The 16,492-nt window shown below is 73.4% G+C and carries 16 protein-coding genes, 1 other RNA gene and 2 pseudogenes; 8 read left to right on the top strand and 11 right to left on the bottom strand.

Going from position 1 to position 16,492, the window contains the following annotated elements; all coding sequences use genetic code 11:
- Window positions 1–119: 119 nt before the first annotated feature.
- Window positions 120–287: pseudogene (locus FB563_RS44155) on the top strand (ABC transporter permease); the annotation flags it as partial.
- Between the two features lie 156 nt (window positions 288–443).
- Here FB563_RS44155 and FB563_RS23205 read toward each other — a convergent pair.
- On the bottom strand, window positions 444–1,427 hold the full coding sequence (locus FB563_RS23205) for an aldo/keto reductase (protein ID WP_055703758.1): 984 nt from the start codon (window positions 1,425–1,427) through the stop codon (window positions 444–446).
- A 55-nt stretch (window positions 1,428–1,482) separates the two neighbouring features.
- The gene (locus FB563_RS23200; protein WP_055703757.1) at window positions 1,483–1,809 is read right to left on the bottom strand and encodes a nuclear transport factor 2 family protein; all 327 of its coding nucleotides are present in this window, start codon (window positions 1,807–1,809) and stop codon (window positions 1,483–1,485) included.
- 180 nt (window positions 1,810–1,989) lie between these two features.
- Between FB563_RS23200 and FB563_RS23195 the strand changes: the two genes are divergently transcribed.
- Window positions 1,990–2,535, top strand: coding sequence for a DoxX family membrane protein (locus tag FB563_RS23195; protein ID WP_142218871.1), 546 nt, complete (start codon window positions 1,990–1,992; stop codon window positions 2,533–2,535).
- A gap of 265 nt (window positions 2,536–2,800) precedes the next feature.
- Complete coding sequence (locus FB563_RS23190) at window positions 2,801–3,190, top strand: MazG-like family protein (RefSeq protein WP_167528503.1); 390 nt, start codon at window positions 2,801–2,803, stop codon at window positions 3,188–3,190.
- A gap of 13 nt (window positions 3,191–3,203) precedes the next feature.
- Here FB563_RS23190 and rnpB read toward each other — a convergent pair.
- From rnpB to FB563_RS23165, 4 genes and pseudogenes are all read right to left on the bottom strand, one after another.
- Window positions 3,204–3,606, bottom strand: an RNA gene (gene rnpB / locus FB563_RS23185) — RNase P RNA component class A.
- Between the two features lie 118 nt (window positions 3,607–3,724).
- Window positions 3,725–4,471 (bottom strand): annotated as a pseudogene (locus tag FB563_RS45485) (DMT family transporter); the annotation flags it as partial.
- 55 nt (window positions 4,472–4,526) lie between these two features.
- A complete protein-coding gene (locus FB563_RS23170) occupies window positions 4,527–5,357 on the bottom strand; it encodes an AraC family transcriptional regulator (protein ID WP_107100733.1) in 831 nt (276 codons plus the stop codon).
- Window positions 5,358–5,443: 86 nt separating this feature from the next.
- Window positions 5,444–6,064, bottom strand: coding sequence for a TetR/AcrR family transcriptional regulator (locus FB563_RS23165; protein WP_055708485.1), 621 nt, complete (start codon window positions 6,062–6,064; stop codon window positions 5,444–5,446).
- Between the two features lie 46 nt (window positions 6,065–6,110).
- Here FB563_RS23165 and FB563_RS23160 point away from each other — a divergent pair, with 46 nt between their 5' ends.
- Window positions 6,111–7,691, top strand: coding sequence for an FAD-dependent monooxygenase (locus FB563_RS23160; protein ID WP_055708484.1), 1,581 nt, complete (start codon window positions 6,111–6,113; stop codon window positions 7,689–7,691).
- Window positions 7,692–7,842: 151 nt separating this feature from the next.
- Here the strand turns inward: FB563_RS23160 and FB563_RS23155 are convergent, their stop codons facing one another.
- A complete protein-coding gene (locus FB563_RS23155; protein ID WP_055708483.1) occupies window positions 7,843–9,276 on the bottom strand; it encodes an RNB domain-containing ribonuclease in 1,434 nt (477 codons plus the stop codon).
- A 187-nt stretch (window positions 9,277–9,463) separates the two neighbouring features.
- Between FB563_RS23155 and yaaA the strand changes: the two genes are divergently transcribed.
- Both yaaA and eda read left to right on the top strand, forming a co-directional pair.
- The gene (yaaA, locus tag FB563_RS23150) at window positions 9,464–10,246 is read left to right on the top strand and encodes a peroxide stress protein YaaA (protein ID WP_055708482.1); all 783 of its coding nucleotides are present in this window, start codon (window positions 9,464–9,466) and stop codon (window positions 10,244–10,246) included.
- An 83-nt stretch (window positions 10,247–10,329) separates the two neighbouring features.
- Complete coding sequence (eda, locus tag FB563_RS23145) at window positions 10,330–10,992, top strand: bifunctional 4-hydroxy-2-oxoglutarate aldolase/2-dehydro-3-deoxy-phosphogluconate aldolase (protein WP_055708481.1); 663 nt, start codon at window positions 10,330–10,332, stop codon at window positions 10,990–10,992.
- On the opposite strand, the gene FB563_RS23140 is transcribed toward eda, so the two are convergent.
- Genes FB563_RS23140 through FB563_RS23130 form a run of 3 tightly spaced genes read right to left on the bottom strand, consistent with a single transcriptional unit; the run spans window position 10,964 to window position 13,762 of the window.
- Window positions 10,964–12,139, bottom strand: coding sequence for a bifunctional RNase H/acid phosphatase (locus tag FB563_RS23140; RefSeq protein WP_055708480.1), 1,176 nt, complete (start codon window positions 12,137–12,139; stop codon window positions 10,964–10,966). The genes eda and FB563_RS23140 overlap by 29 nt on opposite strands.
- 22 nt (window positions 12,140–12,161) lie before the next feature.
- The gene (locus tag FB563_RS23135; protein WP_079048960.1) at window positions 12,162–12,905 is read right to left on the bottom strand and encodes a zinc ribbon domain-containing protein; all 744 of its coding nucleotides are present in this window, start codon (window positions 12,903–12,905) and stop codon (window positions 12,162–12,164) included.
- A gap of 17 nt (window positions 12,906–12,922) precedes the next feature.
- Entirely contained in the window at window positions 12,923–13,762 is an 840-nt protein-coding gene (locus tag FB563_RS23130; RefSeq protein WP_055708478.1) for a Nif3-like dinuclear metal center hexameric protein, read from the bottom strand.
- Window positions 13,763–13,950: 188 nt separating this feature from the next.
- Here FB563_RS23130 and FB563_RS23125 point away from each other — a divergent pair, with 188 nt between their 5' ends.
- On the top strand, window positions 13,951–15,219 hold the full coding sequence (locus tag FB563_RS23125) for a hypothetical protein (protein ID WP_142218869.1): 1,269 nt from the start codon (window positions 13,951–13,953) through the stop codon (window positions 15,217–15,219).
- Between the two features lie 96 nt (window positions 15,220–15,315).
- A complete protein-coding gene (locus FB563_RS43050; RefSeq protein ID WP_167528502.1) occupies window positions 15,316–15,474 on the top strand; it encodes a hypothetical protein in 159 nt (52 codons plus the stop codon).
- A gap of 76 nt (window positions 15,475–15,550) precedes the next feature.
- Here FB563_RS43050 and FB563_RS23120 read toward each other — a convergent pair whose 3' ends face one another.
- Complete coding sequence (locus FB563_RS23120) at window positions 15,551–16,492, bottom strand: 3-oxoacyl-ACP reductase (protein ID WP_055709174.1); 942 nt, start codon at window positions 16,490–16,492, stop codon at window positions 15,551–15,553.

Genomic DNA, 16,492 nt, shown 5'->3' with positions numbered 1-16,492 from the left:
TCCGATGAGTTAACCCGTTTTCTCAGCCCTTACACATCTTTCACCCAGGGCGGCTCAAAGGTTCCTCCCTGGCTTGTGGCCGCGCCCACAGCGGGCGCCAAGTACCTTCGAGGAACGGGATGTTCGGCATCTGTCTCAAGCGCGAGCTGGGCCGCCGCAAGAAGGCCGCTCTGGTCGTCGCGATGGGTCCGGCGCTCGGTATCGCGCTGGTCATCACCGTCAACTCGGTGTCGGCCGGCATGACGCAGGCGCAGGACAAGGTCCGGAAATCGCTCTACGTCCTCGGCGGTGGTGACGGCCGGCGGCTGGGGTGCCCCCAGGCCCTTGAGGCACGTCGCCCGCCTCGCCCCGCGCCTGGCCACCACCAAGGCCGGGCAGCTCAGGCTGACCGAGCAGCAGCAGTACAGCGGCCACGGCCACTGAGACCGGCCGAGGTGGGCCGCTCACCTCCCGAGGATCCGGTCGATCTCGGCCAGCTGTCCCGGGGTGAGCGGCCCCTTCTCCATCGCGCCCGCGTTCTGCTCGGCCTGCGCGACCGACCGGAAGCCCGGGATCGGCACGGTGCACGGACTGCGGGCCCACAGCCAGGCGAGTGAGCCCTGGGCGAGGGTGCGGCCGTCGCTGGTGAGGACGTCCCGCAGGGCGTCGATCCGGGTCAGCCAGTCCTCGTCGGCCCCGGAGCCGTCACCGTCGTACCCCTGCATCCAGGCCGGCGGGCGGCTCCGGATGTCCCCGGCCTCCAGACCTCCGCTCCGCCGCCCGGCCAGCAACCCCATGGCCAGCGGGCTGCGGTTGATGCTCGCAAGGTCCAAGCGCTCGCACAGGCCGAGGAGGTGCGGCGCGTCCTGAAGCACGTTCAGGGCGTGCTGTACGGCCGTGCAGTGCGCGCCCTCGGCGAAGACGGCGGCGCGGTCGGGGTCGTCGGTGCTCCAGGCGTAGGCGCGGATCAGCCCTTCCTTCACCAACTCCTCGCACAGGTCCCGGAGTTCGGCGGCCCGCACCGGATCGGCGTCGGAGAGATGGAACTGGTACAGATCGATGCGGTCGGTGCCGAGGCGGCGCAGGGAGGCGGTGAGGGCGCGCCGGGCGTACTCCGGGGTGTCGTCGCTGCCGGTGAGGGTGCGGGTGTCCGGGTCGAAGACGTTGCCCCACTTGGTGGCGAGCACCACGCCGTCGCGCCGCTTGCCGAGGGCACGCCCGAGGACTTCCTCGCTGTGCCCGGTGCCGTAGACGTCGGCGGTGTCGAAGAAGGTGACACCGAGGTCGAGCGCACGGTGGATCGCCCGCACGGACTCCTCGTCGTCCACCTTGCCCCACCCGAGCGGCTGCCCGTCGGCGGACTGCCACTCCCCGCCGATGGCCCAGCAGCCGAAGCCGAGCGGGCTGACATCGATGCCGCTGCGTCCCAGGGTCCTTGTGGTCTCCATGCCTGAGGACGCTAGGAGCTGGAGTGCACGCGAACACAAGCCCCGTGACGGCCCTTTACGCCTGCCCGGTCTCGAACCGCGAGATCCGCCCGTCGTCCTCCACGGTGAAGGTCCACTTGGTGCGCATCTCGCCCCAGGTGTCGTTGCGGTAGCGGGCGAGAAGGGTCCGGCCGCCGGAGGACTCGTTGTCGACCTCCAGGTGACCGTGGGAGGAGAAGATCTCCCGGTCGATCCACTCGGCGAGGTCCCGGTCGGAGCCGTCGTCGGCCATGGTGGCGCCGGGGGCGAGCAGCGCCATGAAGCCCTCCCGGTCATGGGAGTTGACGGCGTTGACGAAGGCCCGGACGGCCGGATCGCTGAGCTTGGCTGGCTGAATCGTCATGGCGCCAGGCTCACACCGCCGCCCCGACCCCGCCACCCGAACGCCATCCACAGCGAGCCGACCGGTGTCATACCTGCGACGGTGGGAGCACGAGCCTCTCCTCGCTGTCCGCTTCTCCGCTTCTCCGCTTCTCCGCTTCTCCGCTTCTCCGCTTCTCCGCTTCTCCGCTTGGGAGTCACCGTGAGCTGTTTCGACCGACGTGACCTGGGCCTGCTGCTGCTCCGGCTGGGGACCGGCGGGGTGCTGGCCGCGCACGGCACGCAGAAGCTGTTCGGCTGGTTCGGCGGGCATGGCCTGGAGGGCACCGGCCAGTTCATGGAGTCCGTCGGCTATGCGCCCGGCAAGGCGAGCGCGACGGCGGCGGGCCTCGCGGAGGCCGGCGGCGGCACCCTCCTCGCCCTGGGCCTCGCGACCCCGGCGGCGGGCGCGGCGGCGGCCGGAGCGATGGCCGGGGCGGCGACGGTCCACATGCCCAATGGCTTCTTCGCCCAGGAGGGCGGCTACGAGTACGCGGCCAGCCTCGGCCTCGCGGCAGCCGGCCTCGCGGTGACGGGCCCCGGCCGCCTCTCCCTCGACCACGCCCTCGGCCACATCTTCGACCGGGGCTGGATGGTACCGGTGGCCCTCGGCGTCACGGCGGCGGCCACGGCGCTGGTGATCGGGGCGCGGAACCAGCGGGTGCGGGCGAAGGCGGAGGGGGAGCAGGAGGTGCTGTTCGAGGAGTAGTCGGGGCGGTGCAGTTCGAGGCGCGGCGGGGCAGGCGGTACGCGGCGCAGGGCCAGGGTCAAGGTCGGGGTCGGGGTCGGGGTCGGGGTCGGGGTCGGACGAGCGGTACGGCGCGGTTGCTGGGGGCGGACCAGCCGGTACGGCGCGGTGCCGGGGTCGGACGAGCGGTACGGCGCGGTGCCGGGGGCGGACCAGCCAGTGCGGCGCAGTGCCGGGGTTGGACGGGCGGTACGGCGCGGTGCCGGGGCATGGGAAGCTGCCCGGCATGACCGATCAGGACACCACCGGCCCCGCCGCCTCGACCGGCCCCACCCCCGCCACCACGGCCGACACCACCCCCGCCCTCTGGCCGACCATCGACGAACTCTGGTCCCGGCTGGAGGCCACCCGCAGGCACGCGGGCCAGGAAGGCGTCCTCCTCCGCGTCCTGAAACTCTCGGAGGAGGTCGGCGAGGTGGCCGAGGCGATCATCGGCACGACCGGCCAGAACCCCCGCAAGGGCGTCACCCACACGTGGGAGGACGTCCAGGCGGAACTCTGCGACGTGGTGATCACCGCGCTGGTGGCGCTGCGGACGCTGACGCCGGAGGCGCGGGAGGTGTTCGAGGGGCACCTGCGGAGGGTGCGCGACCGGCCCCTGGAACCGTCGGCGTAGACCGGCGCAGCGGCAGACGAGTCGGGCTGTACGCCGGGTTCTGTTCCCCGGTGTCCTCGCGGGCGCCGGGGCGACGGCCATCCATCTAGGGCCGGTGTTGCCACCGGCCTCGTGCGGTCTACCCGCGGACTCGGGCGGGCAGCCCTCGATCGTCCGCGCAGGAACACCGGGGTGTTCCCTTTTGACCTTGCTCCGGGTGGGGTTTACCTAGCTGCCCAGGTCACCCTGGGCACTGGTGGTCTCTTACACCACCGTTTCACCCTTACCAGGGGCCTGAGCCCCGGGCGGTCTGCTTTCTGTGGCACTGTCCCGCGGGTCACCCCGGGTGGCCGTTAGCCACCACCCTGCCCTGTGGAGCCCGGACGTTCCTCGGGAAGCCCCCTAGGGGGACTCCACGCGGCCGTCCGCCCGGCTCGTCTGCCGTGTCGACCATGGTACCGGGCGCCGGGAGCGACGGGGACCGGCCGCGGCCGTCGCCAGGACCGAGCCCGTCAGGATCAGGGTGAAGGCCACCAGGACCGTCGCGGTCAGGCGCTCGTTCAGGAAGAGCGCGCCCGCCGCCACCGCCACCGCCGGGTTGACGTACGTGATCACCGTCGCCCGGGTCGGACCCGCCTCCTTGATCAGCTCCAGGAACGCCACGAAGGCCACCGCCGTGCACAGCACGCCCAGCCCGGCCAGTGCCGCCAGGGCGGAGGCGGAGGGGATGGAGGTCGGGCGCGTCGCGATGGCCGCCGGTGCGTAGACCACCGCCGCGAGGGTGAGGCAGGCCGAGGTCAGGTGGAGGGACGGGACGTCCTTCATGCGGCGCGCGGCTATCAGCGGCGCGGTCGCGTAGCCGACGACCGTGACCAGCACCTCCGCCAGGGAGCGGGCGTCGCCGCCGGTCAGGTGGGGCAGGGTCAGGACCGTCACGCCCGCCAGGCCCAGGGCGAGCCCGGTCAGGCGGCGGGCTCCGAGGTGTTCGGAGTCACCCAGGAGACGGCCGACCATCACGCCCACGATCGGCACCCCGGCGATCAGCAGGCCCGACGTCGAGCTGGACAGGTGCCGTTCGGCGTCGGTGAGGGTGAACCAGGGGACCATGATCTCCAGGCACGCGAAGGCCAGCAGGGGGCGCCAGTGGGTGCGCACGGTCCGGGGCAGGCCGCCCTGGCGCAGGGCGAAGGGGAGCAGGAGGGCCGCGCCGAGCGCGCAGCGCGTGAACACCAGGACCGGCGGGGACACCTCGGTCACCGCCACCTTGATCAGCAGATAGGGAACGCCCCAGATCACTCCCATGAGGGAGAACAGGAACCAGCCGCGTGCAGTCATGCGGTGAGTTTCGGCCACCCCGTCAGCGGGTGTCTTGAACGCTGTTGCGGTACGCCGCCGGCGTCACCCCCAGCACCCGGCGGAACCAGCGGGTCAGGTGCGCCTGGTCGGCGAAGCCCACCAGGCCCGCCACCTCCGCCGGGCGCAGGCCCGCCTCCAGCAGGCCCCGCGCCCTGCTCACCCGGTGCTGGGCCAGCCAGGCGTACGGCGGTATGCCCATCGTCGTACGGAAGGCCCTGAGGAGCTGGTAGCGGGACAGGCCCAGCTCGGCGGCCAGGCCGGCCAGCGGCGGTGGGGCCGTGAGTTCGTCGGCGAGGCGGTCGCGGACCCGCATCGCGATCGCGAGTGCGCCGGGGATCTCGTCGGACGCGGATCGGGCGGTGGAGTGGCGGCGGGCCAGCGCCGTCAGCAGCCAGGGCAGGACGGACTCGGCCTCCAGGGGGTCCGGGCAGGTGCTCAGCCGGGTGTGGGCGCGGCGGAGCGCGGCGGCGAGTTCGGGGTCGTCGAGGAGGGGTTCGCGGAAGTGCGGGAGGCCGCCGAGGGTGCCGTCGGCCAGCAGGGACGGATCGGCGTACAGGGCGCGGTAGGCGTAACCGTCGGTGGCGTTGCCGGGGCCGCCGGTGTGCATCTCGCCGGGGTCGAGGACGACGATCGTGCCGGGGCCGGTGCGGATGTGGCCGCCCCGGTAGTCGATGATCTCGCTGCCGCCGACGCAGACACCTATCGTGTACTCGTCGTGGGTGTGCGGGGCGTAGGTGTGCCGGTGGAAGTTCGCGGTCAGGAGGTCCAGCGGCGGCCCGCCCTGGCCCAGCCGGGCGCGCGTCCACAGCGCCCGTTCCGTCGTTTCCGGCATTTCTGTCATCCCCATCGCCCCTTCCCGCCAAAGGGTGCAACGCCTTCGGCGTCCGCTTCCATGCCGGGGCGGCTTCCAAGAGGGCTTCAGGGAGCCATGCGCTCCAGCGCTGCGAACGCCGACTCCAGGCGCCGCCGGTGATCCCGTGCCACCGCCTCCACCGGGTCCCCGGCGAGCAGCCGGCGCGCGGAGGTGACGAAGACCGTGCGGTACGCCGCCACGGTCAGGGCCGCCAGGAGGTGCGGGTCCGGTACGCCGGTCCCGGCGAGGGCGTCGGCCAGGGCCTCCTCCACCTCCTCGGCACCCTCGCGGGCGCGGGCGCGCAGGGCGGGCGATGCGATCACGGTCCGCCAGAAGGGCAGGAAGGTCTCCCCCACCCCGCTCAACGGGTGCCGTTCGTCGAGGAGTCGGAGCGCGAGGCGATGCAGGGCGGCCAGCGGGGTCTCGTCCGCCGCGCGCCCCCGTACGGCCGTGGCGACCAGCTCGACGGCCTCCGGGATGCGGTCGAGGAACAGGTCCTCTTTGCGCGGGAAGTAGTTGAAGACGGTCATCGCCGAGACGCCGGCCGCCCGGGCCACTTCGGTGACCGGCACCGCGTCGAAGCCGCGCGCCACGAAGAGCCCCGTCGCGATGTCCGAGATCCGCTGCCGCGTGGCCCGTTTCTTGCGCTCCCTCAGCGGAAGCTCCTCGTCCAGTTCCTCGCTCACGCGAAAACTATAGCCACTCAAAACTTTTAGTGACTACAGTGAAGGGATGACGACCGATGACGACGTGTCGGACTACGACGTTGTGGTGGCCGGTGCCGGCCCGGTGGGTCTCTTCCTCGGCTGCGAACTCGGGCTCGGCGGGGCGCGGGTACTGGTCGTGGAGCGGCTGACCGAGGTGGACGAGACGATCAAGGCGGGCTCGGTCAACATCCCGAGCGCCCTCGCCTTCTACCGGCGGGGGCTGCTGCCCGAGCTGACGGCGGTGTGGGAGGCGGCGCGGGAACGGATGCGCGCCTTCAGGAACGGCGGGGACGGCGGCGACGGCGGCAAGGCCAAGGGCGCCATGAGGCCCCCGCCCAAGTTCGCCGGGCACTTCGCCGGGATCATGATGGATCCCGGCCTCTTCGACGGCTCCGACCCCGCCTGGGCGGACGTCGGCCCCGCCGCCGACAGCGGGCTCGGCGTACCCCAGGCCGAGCTGGAGCGGATCCTGGCCCGGCGGGCCGCACGGCTCGGGGTGGAGGTGCGCCGGGGCGTGGAGCTGACCGGTTTCGACGCCGACGCGGACGGGGTCGCCGTGCACACCGGTGACGGGACGGTCCGGGCCGGCTGGCTGGTCGGCTGCGACGGCGGCCGCAGCACCGTCCGCAAGCTCGCCGCGTTCGACTTCCCGGGCACCGACCCGGAGATCACCGGCTATCAGGCGGTCGTGGAGATGTCCGGCGACGAGCGGCTGGGGGTGGGCTGGAACACCACGGACGGGGGGACGTACGTCAACGGGCCGTTCCCCGGCCGGGTCCTGAGCGTGGAATTCGACGGACCCCCGGCCGACCGGTCCGCGCCCGTCACCGCCGGGGAGCTGCAGGCGAGCCTGCGCCGGGTGTCGGGCGTGCCCGAGGTCACCATCCACAAGGTGGTCACCGCGACCCGGTTCACCGACAACGCCCGCCAGGCCACCGAGTACCGCAAGGGCCGGGTGCTGCTCGCGGGCGACGCGGCGCATGTCCACTCGCCGTTCGGCGGGCAGGGACTCAACCTCGGCATCGGGGACGCGATGAACCTGGGCTGGAAGCTGGCCGCCGTCGTGCGCGGCACGGCACCGGAGTCCCTGCTGGACACCTACACCGCCGAGCGGCACCCGATCGGCGCCTGGGTGCTCGACTGGACCCGGGCCCAGATCGCGGTGATGCGCCCGGACCGGCACGCCCGCGCCCTGCGCCGGGTGGTCACCGACCTGGCGCTGACCACGACCGGCACGACGTACCTCGTCAACAAGATCTCCGGCATCTGGCAGCGCTACGACCTGCCCGGCGATCATCCGCTGACCGGCGCGAGCGCGCCCGACCTGGAGCTGTCCGACGGCACCCGGCTCGGCGAGCACCTGCACACCGGCCGCGCCCTGCTCCTCGACCTCACCGACGACGCCGGGCTGCGCACCCACGCCGAGGGGTACGGCGACCGACTCGACGTCCGCACTCTCGCCTGCCCGGACCGGCCCGGCCTGAAGGGGCTCCTGGTACGGCCGGACGGGTTCGTGGCCTGGGCCGCCGACGCGGAGAGCGACGACGGCAAGGGACTGCCGGAGGCACTGGAGCGGTGGCTCGGCATGCCCCGGGTCACCGCTTGACCCTGCCGCGACGCCCGAGCCCGCCTCGGTCGGCTGCGACGCACAGGTGGGAGCGCCGCCGACGGCCGCAACGGGTGTGGTCCGCCCGCACGTGCCGGCGGCCTCGTGCGGGCCCCCATGCCACGGTGAGTCCTCATGCCACGGTGAGCCCTCATGCCACGGTGAAGAGGATCTTCGTCGTACCGAGGTCGGCCCGGCTGAGCCGTACCCGCAGGCGTTCGCCGAGCGGCAGCCGGTCGCCCTCGATGCGGCCGATCACGGCGGGCGAGTCCACCTGCACGGTCCCCACCGTGGGCCGGTGTTCGTCCACGTCCACCACGCAGCCGACGAAGACGTCCCCGACCCGGTCCTTGAGCAGGGCCGCCTCCACGATGTCCACGCACGCGCGTTCGACCGTGCCCGCGATCCGGGCGCCGTCGGCCATCCGCCGGGGCAGCGCGTCGAGCGCGGCGAGCACCCAGTCGGGCGGGGACTGACCGGCCATGGCGGCCAGGCAGAGCTCCGAGGCATAGCGGTCGGCGAGGCGGCGCAACGGGGCGGTGCAGTGGGTGTAGGGGGCGGCGACGGCGGAGTGGGTCGTGATCGCCGGGAGGACGCCGTCACGGAAGACGGTGTAACCGGCGCCGCGCAGCAGGGTGGTGCACTCCTGGAGGAAGGCGGCGTGGCGGGTGTCGTGCGGGTCCAGGGTGCGGATCAGGGCCGCGTACGACACGTGGTGCGGCCAGTCGATGTGCAGCGCGGTCGCGGTGCGGCGCAGGCGGGCGACAGCGCCGTCCGGTGCGGCGGGGAGGGTGCGCAGGACGCCGGTTCCGTACACGAGCATCAGGTCGGCGGCGGCGATCCCGGTGAGGAGCGAGAGCTGGGCGTTCCAGGCCTCGGCGGGCAGCGGGGCCCGGTAGCCGAGGACATAGGTGTGGTCCTGCTCGGTGATCCGCTGCTCCGGCACGTTCAGGGAGATGCCGCCGCGCTCGGCCTCCTGCCGCTCCCGTGCCTCGCCGATCTCCTTGAGGAGCGCGACGGGCTCCTCGGCGGTCCTGGCGTCGATCTCTCTCTGCACGCCCGCGTAGTCGAGCCTGGCGCGGCTGCGGACCAGGGCACGGCGCACGTCGACGCCCACGGTCCGGCCCTCCGCGTCCAGGTCGATCGTCCACAGCACGGCCGGGCGGACCCGGTCCGGCAGCAGGCTGGCCGCGCCCTCGCTGAGCACGGTGGGGTGCAGCGGGATCCTCCCGTCGGGGAAGTAGAGGGTGTTCACCCGGCGGTGCGCCTCCGCGTCCAGCGCTCCGCCGGGGACGACGAAGGCGGCGACGTCGGCGATGGCGTACCGGACCCGGTAGCCGGTGCCCTGCCGGGAGAGGTGGACGGCCTGATCCAGGTCGGTGGAGGCCGGTGGGTCCAGGGTGAAGAACGGGATGTCCGTGGCGTCGTACGACGGCAGGACGGGCGCTTTCGCCGCGCGCTCGGCCTCGGCCTGGACCCCCGGCGGGAAGGCGTCGAGGAGGCCGAGTTCGGCGCGCAGGGCGGCCAGGGCTGCCCGCAGGGGTGCCTCGGGGGCACCGGTCACGCGGATCTTGCGGCGGGGCATACAGCGAGCGTAGGCCTGTCCGGCGGATCGGGCCGGAGGAAGCCGACGGAAGCTGATCCGAAGAGGTGAGCGGGACGGGCCGACCGGACCCCGCGTCTCCGGCGGGATCCGCCGGGCGGCCCTGTGGTCGGGGGCGTGCGGGTGGCACGCCGTACGCTGTCGCGGAGGTCTACGTGAGGAGTACGTGTTGCTGGTCCTGCTGCCGCCCTCGGAAGGCAAGGCGAACTCGGGCGAGGGTGCCCCGCTCGATGCCGGGTCGCTGTCCCTGCCGGGGCTGACCGCCGCGCGGGAGGCCGTGCTCACCGAGCTGGTCGAGCTGTGCACCGGCGACGAGGAGAAGGCGCGCGAGGTGCTCGGGCTGAGCGAGGGGCTGCGCGGCGAGGTCGCGAAGAACGCCGGGCTGCGCACGGCCGGCGCCCGCCCCGCCGGGGAGATCTACACCGGTGTCCTCTACGACGCCCTCGGCCTGGCCACCCTGGACGCGGCGGCGAAGAGGCGAGCGGCCCGGTCGCTGCTGGTCTTCTCGGGGCTGTGGGGCGCGGTGCGGGTGACGGACCGGATCCCGTCCTACCGCTGCTCGATGGGCGTGAAGCTGCCGGGGCTCGGGGCGCTGGCCGGGCACTGGCGGGCCCCGATGGCCGAGGTGCTGCCCGAGGCGGCCGGCGACGGCCTGGTGCTGGACCTGCGCTCCTCCGCCTACGCGGCGGCCTGGAGGCCGAAGGGCGAGCTCGCGGGGCGCACGGCGACCGTACGGGTGCTGCACGCGCCGACCCGGAAGGTGGTCAGCCACTTCAACAAGGCGACCAAGGGCCGGATGGTCCGAAGCCTGCTGACGGCCGGTGCCGCGCCCAAGGACCCCGCCGAGCTGGTCGAGGCGCTGCGGGAGCTCGGCTACGCGGTGGAGGCGGAGGCGCCGGGGAAGGCGGGCAAGGCCTGGTCGCTGGACGTGCTGGTGGAGGAGATCCACTGAGAGGCCTTTGACCGGGAACATTTGGCATTGCAGCATGTGCAACGCTCATTGCGTGTGCTGCAGCCGCTGGGCACGATGAGCGCATGAGCTCACCGCTGCCCTCCTCTTCGGCCGCCTCCATGCTGGATCTCGCCCCCGTCGTGCCCGTGGTGGTGGTATCCGACGCCGCCGACTCCGTACCCCTGGCGCGGGCGCTGGTGGCGGGCGGGCTGCCGGCGATCGAGGTGACGCTCAGGACACCGGGGGCGCTGGACGCTATCCGGGCGATCGCCCGCGAGGTGCCCGGGGCCACGGTCGGTGCGGGCACGGTGATCACGCCGGAGCAGGTCGGCGCGTGCGGGGCGGCGGGGGCGCGGTTCCTGGTCAGCCCGGGGTGGACGGAGGCGCTGCTGGCGGCGATGCGCGGGTCCGGGCTGCCGTTCCTGCCGGGGGTGTCGACCACCTCGGAGGTCGTGGCGCTGCTGGAGCGCGGGGTGCGGGAGATGAAGTTCTTCCCGGCGCAGGCGGCGGGCGGTACGGCGTACCTGCGGTCGCTGGCCGGGCCCTTGCCGCAGGCTCGCTTCTGCCCGACCGGCGGAATCGGCCCGGCGAACGCGCCGGAGTATCTCTCGCTGCCCAACGTCGGCTGTGTGGGCGGCAGTTGGATGGTCCCGGCGGACGCGGTTGCCGCCGGGGACTGGGCGCGGATCGAGGAGCTGGCGCGGGGTGCGGCGCGGCTCAGGGACGCAGGTGGGACGTGTCGTTGAAGAGCCGTACGCTCGCGTTGCCGTCCGCGTAGTACGCCACCGCCGACAGGGAGGCCGCCGACAGTTCCATCCGGAACAGGGACTCGGGCGGGGCGCCGAGGGCGAGGCGGACGAAGGTCTTGATCGGGGTCACATGGCTGACCAGCAGGACCGTGCGGCCGGCGTGGGCGGCGACCAGCTTGTCGCGGGTGGCGGCGATCCGGGTGGCCGTCTCGGCGAAGCTCTCGCCGCCGCCGGTGGGGTGGGCCTCCGGATCGGCCAGCCAGGCGTTCAGGTCGTCGGGGTAGCGGTCGCGGACCTCACCGAAGGTGAGGCCTTCCCAGGCGCCGAAGTCCGTTTCGCGCAGGCCGTCTTCGATCGTCACCTCCAGGCCGAGGCGGGTGGCGACGACGGCCGCGGTCTCGCGGGTGCGGGTGAGGGGGGAGGCGATGACGGCCTCGATGGTGCCGCGCCGGGCGAGTGCCTCGGCCGTACGGTGGGCCTGTTCGCGGCCGGCGGCGGAGAGAGAGGGGTTGGTGCCGCCGCTGCCCGAGAAGCGCTTCTGGGGGGTGAGGGGGGTCTCGCCATGCCGGAGCAGCACGAAGGTCGCCGGTGCGCCGAGGTCGGGGGCGCCGCCCCAGCCCGGTGTCGAGACACGCTGCTCGTCGGGAGTGGTCGGGCGCTGCTCGCCGGGAGGTGCCGCGGCGACCGGCGCGGTCCGCAGAGCCGCTGTCGACTCCGAGGGCGACCACTGTTCGCCCCTCGACCCCGCGTCCATCGCCTCGTTCGCCAAGCGGTCCGCGTGTCTGTTCTGCTCGCGGGGGATCCACTCGTACGTGACCTGCTCCGGGGGGAAGACCGACCTCGCCTCCGTCGCCAACGGCTTCATGTCGGGGTGCTTGATCTTCCAGCGGCCCGACATCTGCTCGATGACGAGCTTGGAGTCCATGCGGACGTGCACCGTCGCGGCCGGGTCCAGGGCGTGGGCGGCGCGGAGGCCGGCGACCAGCCCCCGGTACTCGGCCACGTTGTTGGTGGCGACGCCGATGTACTCGGCCACCTCGGTCAGCGGCTCACCCGTGGCCGCCTCACGGACCACCGTGCCGTAACCGGCGGGCCCGGGGTTGCCCCGTGACCCGCCGTCCGCCTCGACGATGAACTCCCGCACGCCTGAAGCCCCTTACCGACTCTTACAGACCCGACTCGGCCGTGCGCACCAGGATGCGGCGGCAGTTCTCGCAGCGCACCACGGTGTCCGGCGCCGCCGCGCGGATCTCGCTCAGCTCGGTGATCGCCAGCTCCTGGCGGCAGCCCTGGCAGGTGCGGGCGTACAGCTTGGCCGCGCCGATGCCGCCCTGCTGCTCGCGCAGCTTGTCGTAGAGCTTCAGCAGGTCGGCGGGGATGGCGCCCACGATGACCTCGCGCTCCTTGGTCACCGTCGCCACCTCGCCGTCGATCTCCTCGAACGCGGCGTCCCGGCGGGCGCTCGCGTCGTCGATCTTCGACTGGACGGAGGCGACGCGCCCGGTCAGCTCGGTCACCCGCTCCTGCGCGGCCTCCCGGCGCTCCATGACCTCCAGCACCACGTCCTCCAGGTCGCCCTGCCGCTTGGCGAGGGAGGCGATCTCGTGCTGGAGGTTGGCCAGGTCCTTGGGCGAGGTGACCGCGCCGGAGTCCAGGCGCTGCTGGTCGCGGGCGGCGCGCTGGCGCACCTGGTCCACGTCCTGCTCGGCCTTGGTCTGCTCGCGGGCGGTGTCGCTCTCCTCGGTCTGCGCGGCGACGAGCAGGTCCCGCAGCTGGGTGAGGTCCTTGTTCAGGGAGTCGATCTCGGCGTGCTCGGGCAGGGACCTCCGCCGGTGCGCGAGCTGCTGCAGGCGGACGTCGAGGGCCTGGACGTCGAGGAGTCGGATCTGGTCGGCGGGCGCGGCGTTCAGTTGGGGGCTCCCGGAAATCAGCTAGAGGTGGTGATGGACGCCGCGTGGGCGGTCCAGGGGTCGGTGACCGTCTTGGAGACGTGGACGCGCAGGTCCCAGCCGTGGCGGTCGGAGATCTCGTCGAGCTGGCTCGCGGCCAGCTCGCACCAGGGCCACTCGGTGGCCCAGTGCGCCGCGTCGAGCAGCGCGAGGGGGCTGTGCGCGACGGCCTCACTGGCCGGGTGGTGGCGCAGGTCGGCGGTGAGGAAGGCGTCGACACCGGCCGCGCGGACCTGGTCGAAGAGGCTGTCGCCGGAGCCGCCGCTGACGGCGATCGTGCGGACGACGGCCTCGGGGTCGCCGGCCACCCGGATGCCCTGCGCGGTGGCGGGCAGCCGCTCGGCGGCGCGCGCGGCCAGTTCGCGGACGGTCACCGGGTGGTCCAGCTCGCACACCCTGCCCAGGCCCCGCCGTCCCGCCGGGTCGGTCGGGTCCGGCACCAGGGGCCGTACGACACGGAGGTCCAGCGCGCCCGCGAGCGCGTCCGAGACGCCCGGGTCCGCCGTGTCGGCGTTGGTGTGGACCACGTGCAGCGCGATGTCGTTCTTGATCAGCGTGTGCACGGCACGGCCCTTGAAGTGGGTCGCCGCGACCGTGGTCGTCCCGCGCAGAAAGAGCGGGTGGTGGGTGACCAGCAGGCCGGCGCCGAGCTTCACCGCCTCGTCGACGGTCTCCTGCACGGGGTCGACGGCGAACAGGACCCGGGTGACCTCCTGGCCGGGGTCGCCCACGACGGTGCCGACCGCGTCCCAGGACTCGGCCCGCTCGGCGGGCCACAGGTTCTCCAGCGCGGCGATGACTTCTGACAGACGGGGCACGAAGGCAAGGCTACCTGGCTGGTCCGGACGGCCGTACCGCATCCGTCCGGTCTGGGCCCGCTCAGCACAAAGGCCCCGGTTTCCTCAGGTGAATCGCTTCTGCGCCACCCGTATGTGTGAAGCCCGGGTCGGGCCCTCCCACGCCTGTGCGTGCGAAAACTAGCTTCGTCGCAGGAGGTGACCGAACGATGACGGCCTGTGCGATCGAATCCCCGTCGACGGGCGGGGCCGGCGGTGCGGCGGGGACGGCGTTCGCCGTGACGGCGGACGGCGCGTACGCGGCCCGGCTCGCCCCGGCCGGCGACTGCTGGTTCCCGGAGCGCTGGACGCTGGACGGCCCGGAGCCGTACGCGGTGCCGTTGCCCGGCAACCAGCCGGAGGAGCCCGGCACCGAGGTGCAGCCCCTCTCCGACGGCCGGGTACTGATCCACCGCCTGGCCGGGGACCGGCACACCTTCTCGCTGCTGTACCCGACCGGCCCCGGCACCGGTGAGCTGCCGCTGGGCGCGGTGGAGTGCCCGGAGCCCGGCACCCGGCTCACGCTGCTGCCGCCGGCACCGGGAGGCGTACGGGCGTACGCCCTCGCCGTCGGGCCGCGGTCGAGCGTGGTGTGGCTGGTGGCGGGCGGGGCGTTCGGGCCCGAGCGGCTCGCCGAGGTGGCGGGGCGCTGTTCGGGCGGGGTCTGGCTGGACCGCGCCGGGCGGATGCTGGCGCTGGACCGGGAACCGGCCGGCGGGCCGGTGAAGACGGTCGTGGTGGACCTGGAGCGCGCGGAGGTCTCGCCGCTGCTGCAGATCGCGGCCGGCAGCGACGACCGGCTGCTGCTCGCCGACCCCGACAGCGGGCTGCTGCTCATCTCCTCCGACGCGCCCTCGCCGGGGCAGGAACGATTGGGCTGGGGCGTGCTCGGCAGCGCCCTGCCGGTGCGTTTCCCGGAGTGCCTGAGGATGCCGGAGTGCGCGGTGACGCCGTTCGCGATCCAGCCCGAGCAGGTGCTGACGCCGGAGCACTGCGCGGTGGCGCTGCGCGTCGACGGGCCGTACGGCAACAGCTGGGTGGCCGTCTGGCGGCCGGCCGGGCGGCGGGCGAGCCACCTCCCGGCGCCCGGGGGGTGGCTGACCGGGGCGGGGCTGTGGACCCGGGACGGGGTGCTGCGGCTGCCGTACGCCACGGAGGAGACTCCGTGCGGCGTGGCGGAGCTGACGGTGCCCAGGGGGGAGACGGCCGCGGCAGACGGTACCGCCGCGGTGCGGGGGGATGCGGGTCCGGAGGGTCCGGTCCGGGACGGCACGGCTGCGGGGGCGCTCGGGGCGCCGCCGGAGCCGACGGCACCGGACCCTCCGGAACCTGTGGCACCGGTCACCGCGGAGCCCGCGCAACGGGGCGCCGCGGAGCCGGTGATGGCGCGTCCGGTGCCGTTGCAGCAGGCACCTCTGGGACGTCTTGTAACGAACTAGTGCCGGTTGGCGTGTGCGCCTGGATTCGGCCCGTGGTGCGCCGGTTACACTCGCCCGGCTGTACGAAAGATCATGTTGACGGGGTGAATACGTCCGATGAGCGACACCAGCACGATGGAGCAGCTGTCTGCCGACTCTTCCGAGGCTGCCGGTCACGGCCGGCACCGGGGTCCGATCGCGGCCCAGGAGAGCGAGACGGCTCCGCACGGCCGGCACCGCAAGCCGGCCCAGGAGACCGCGGAGTCGGCTGCCTGACGGTGGCAACGCGAGGAGGGGGGCGTCCGACGGGGCGCCCCCCTCCTCGCGTCTCTCCCCCCTCCTCACCCCGTTGTCACCCGCGTTTCAGCCCCAGCACCTCCGCCGCCGCGAAGGTCTCCCCGGGCGGCCGGTCCGCGAAGTGCGGGCTGAGCAGTGCGTCGAGCTCGTCGTAGCTGAACGTCTCCTGCTTGCTGTCGAACTTGGCCTGCACGCGCGGCCGTTCCACGATGGCGACCATGCCGCCGTGTACGACGAGCAGCTGGCCGTTGATCCCGGCGGCGGCCGGTGAGGCCAGGTAGCCGACGAGCGGGGCGACATGCTCGGGGGCCAGCGGGTCCAGGCCCTCGGCGGGCTCCTCGAAGCCGGCGAAGACGTCCTCGGTCATCCGGGTCCGGGCGCGCGGGCAGATCGCGTTGGCCGTGACCCCGTACTTGGCGAGGGCGAGGGCGGTGGAGGTGGTCAGGCCGACGATGCCGCCCTTCGCGGCCGCGTAGTTGGGCTGGCCGGCGGAGCCGGCGAGGAACGCCTCCGAGGAGGTGTTGACGATCCGCCCGTAGACCTTCTCTTCCCCGGCCGCCTTGGACCGCTCACGCCAGTGCGCGGCGGCGAAGTGGGTGGTGTTGAAGTGTCCCTTGAGGTGGACGCGGATCACCGAGTCCCACTCGTCCTCGGTCATGGAGAAGACCATGCGGTCGCGCAGGATCCCCGCGTTGTTGACGAGGACATCGAGCCGGCCGAACTCGGCGATGGCCAACTGGATGAGTTCGCGGGCCTGCTGGAAGTCGCTGACGTCCCCGGTGTGGGCGACCGCCCGGCCGCCGTCCGCGCGTATCTCGGCGGCGACCTGTTCGGCCGGTCCCGCCGAGGCCTCCCCCGAACCGTCCCGGCCGGGCCGCCCGTAGTCGTTGACGACGACGGCCGCGCCGAGCCGGGCCAGTTCCAGGGCCTCGGCCCGGCCGAGCCCGCGTCCGGCGCCGGTGACGACGGCGGACCGTCCTTCGAGTGGCAGTGGCAT

Source organism: Streptomyces puniciscabiei, assembly GCF_006715785.1.
Lineage (GTDB): Bacteria > Actinomycetota > Actinomycetes > Streptomycetales > Streptomycetaceae > Streptomyces > Streptomyces puniciscabiei.
This window is presented reverse-complemented; position numbering and strand designations above follow the sequence as displayed.

Bases quoted from the DNA above. Each gene is read 5' to 3' on its own strand.
- FB563_RS23205 (WP_055703758.1), bottom strand. From the start codon at position 1,427: ATGGAGACCACAAGGACCCTGGGACGCAGCGGCATCGATGTCAGCCCG.
- FB563_RS23200 (WP_055703757.1), bottom strand. From the start codon at position 1,809: ATGACGATTCAGCCAGCCAAGCTCAGCGATCCGGCCGTCCGGGCCTTC.
- FB563_RS23190 (WP_167528503.1), top strand. From the start codon at position 2,801: ATGACCGATCAGGACACCACCGGCCCCGCCGCCTCGACCGGCCCCACC.
- FB563_RS23170 (WP_107100733.1), bottom strand. From the start codon at position 5,357: ATGCCGGAAACGACGGAACGGGCGCTGTGGACGCGCGCCCGGCTGGGC.
- FB563_RS23160 (WP_055708484.1), top strand. From the start codon at position 6,111: ATGACGACCGATGACGACGTGTCGGACTACGACGTTGTGGTGGCCGGT.
- FB563_RS23155 (WP_055708483.1), bottom strand. From the start codon at position 9,276: ATGCCCCGCCGCAAGATCCGCGTGACCGGTGCCCCCGAGGCACCCCTG.
- eda (WP_055708481.1), top strand. From the start codon at position 10,330: ATGAGCTCACCGCTGCCCTCCTCTTCGGCCGCCTCCATGCTGGATCTC.
- FB563_RS23125 (WP_142218869.1), top strand. From the start codon at position 13,951: ATGACGGCCTGTGCGATCGAATCCCCGTCGACGGGCGGGGCCGGCGGT.
- FB563_RS43050 (WP_167528502.1), top strand. From the start codon at position 15,316: ATGAGCGACACCAGCACGATGGAGCAGCTGTCTGCCGACTCTTCCGAG.
- FB563_RS23120 (WP_055709174.1), bottom strand. From the start codon at position 16,492: ATGCCACTGCCACTCGAAGGACGGTCCGCCGTCGTCACCGGCGCCGGA.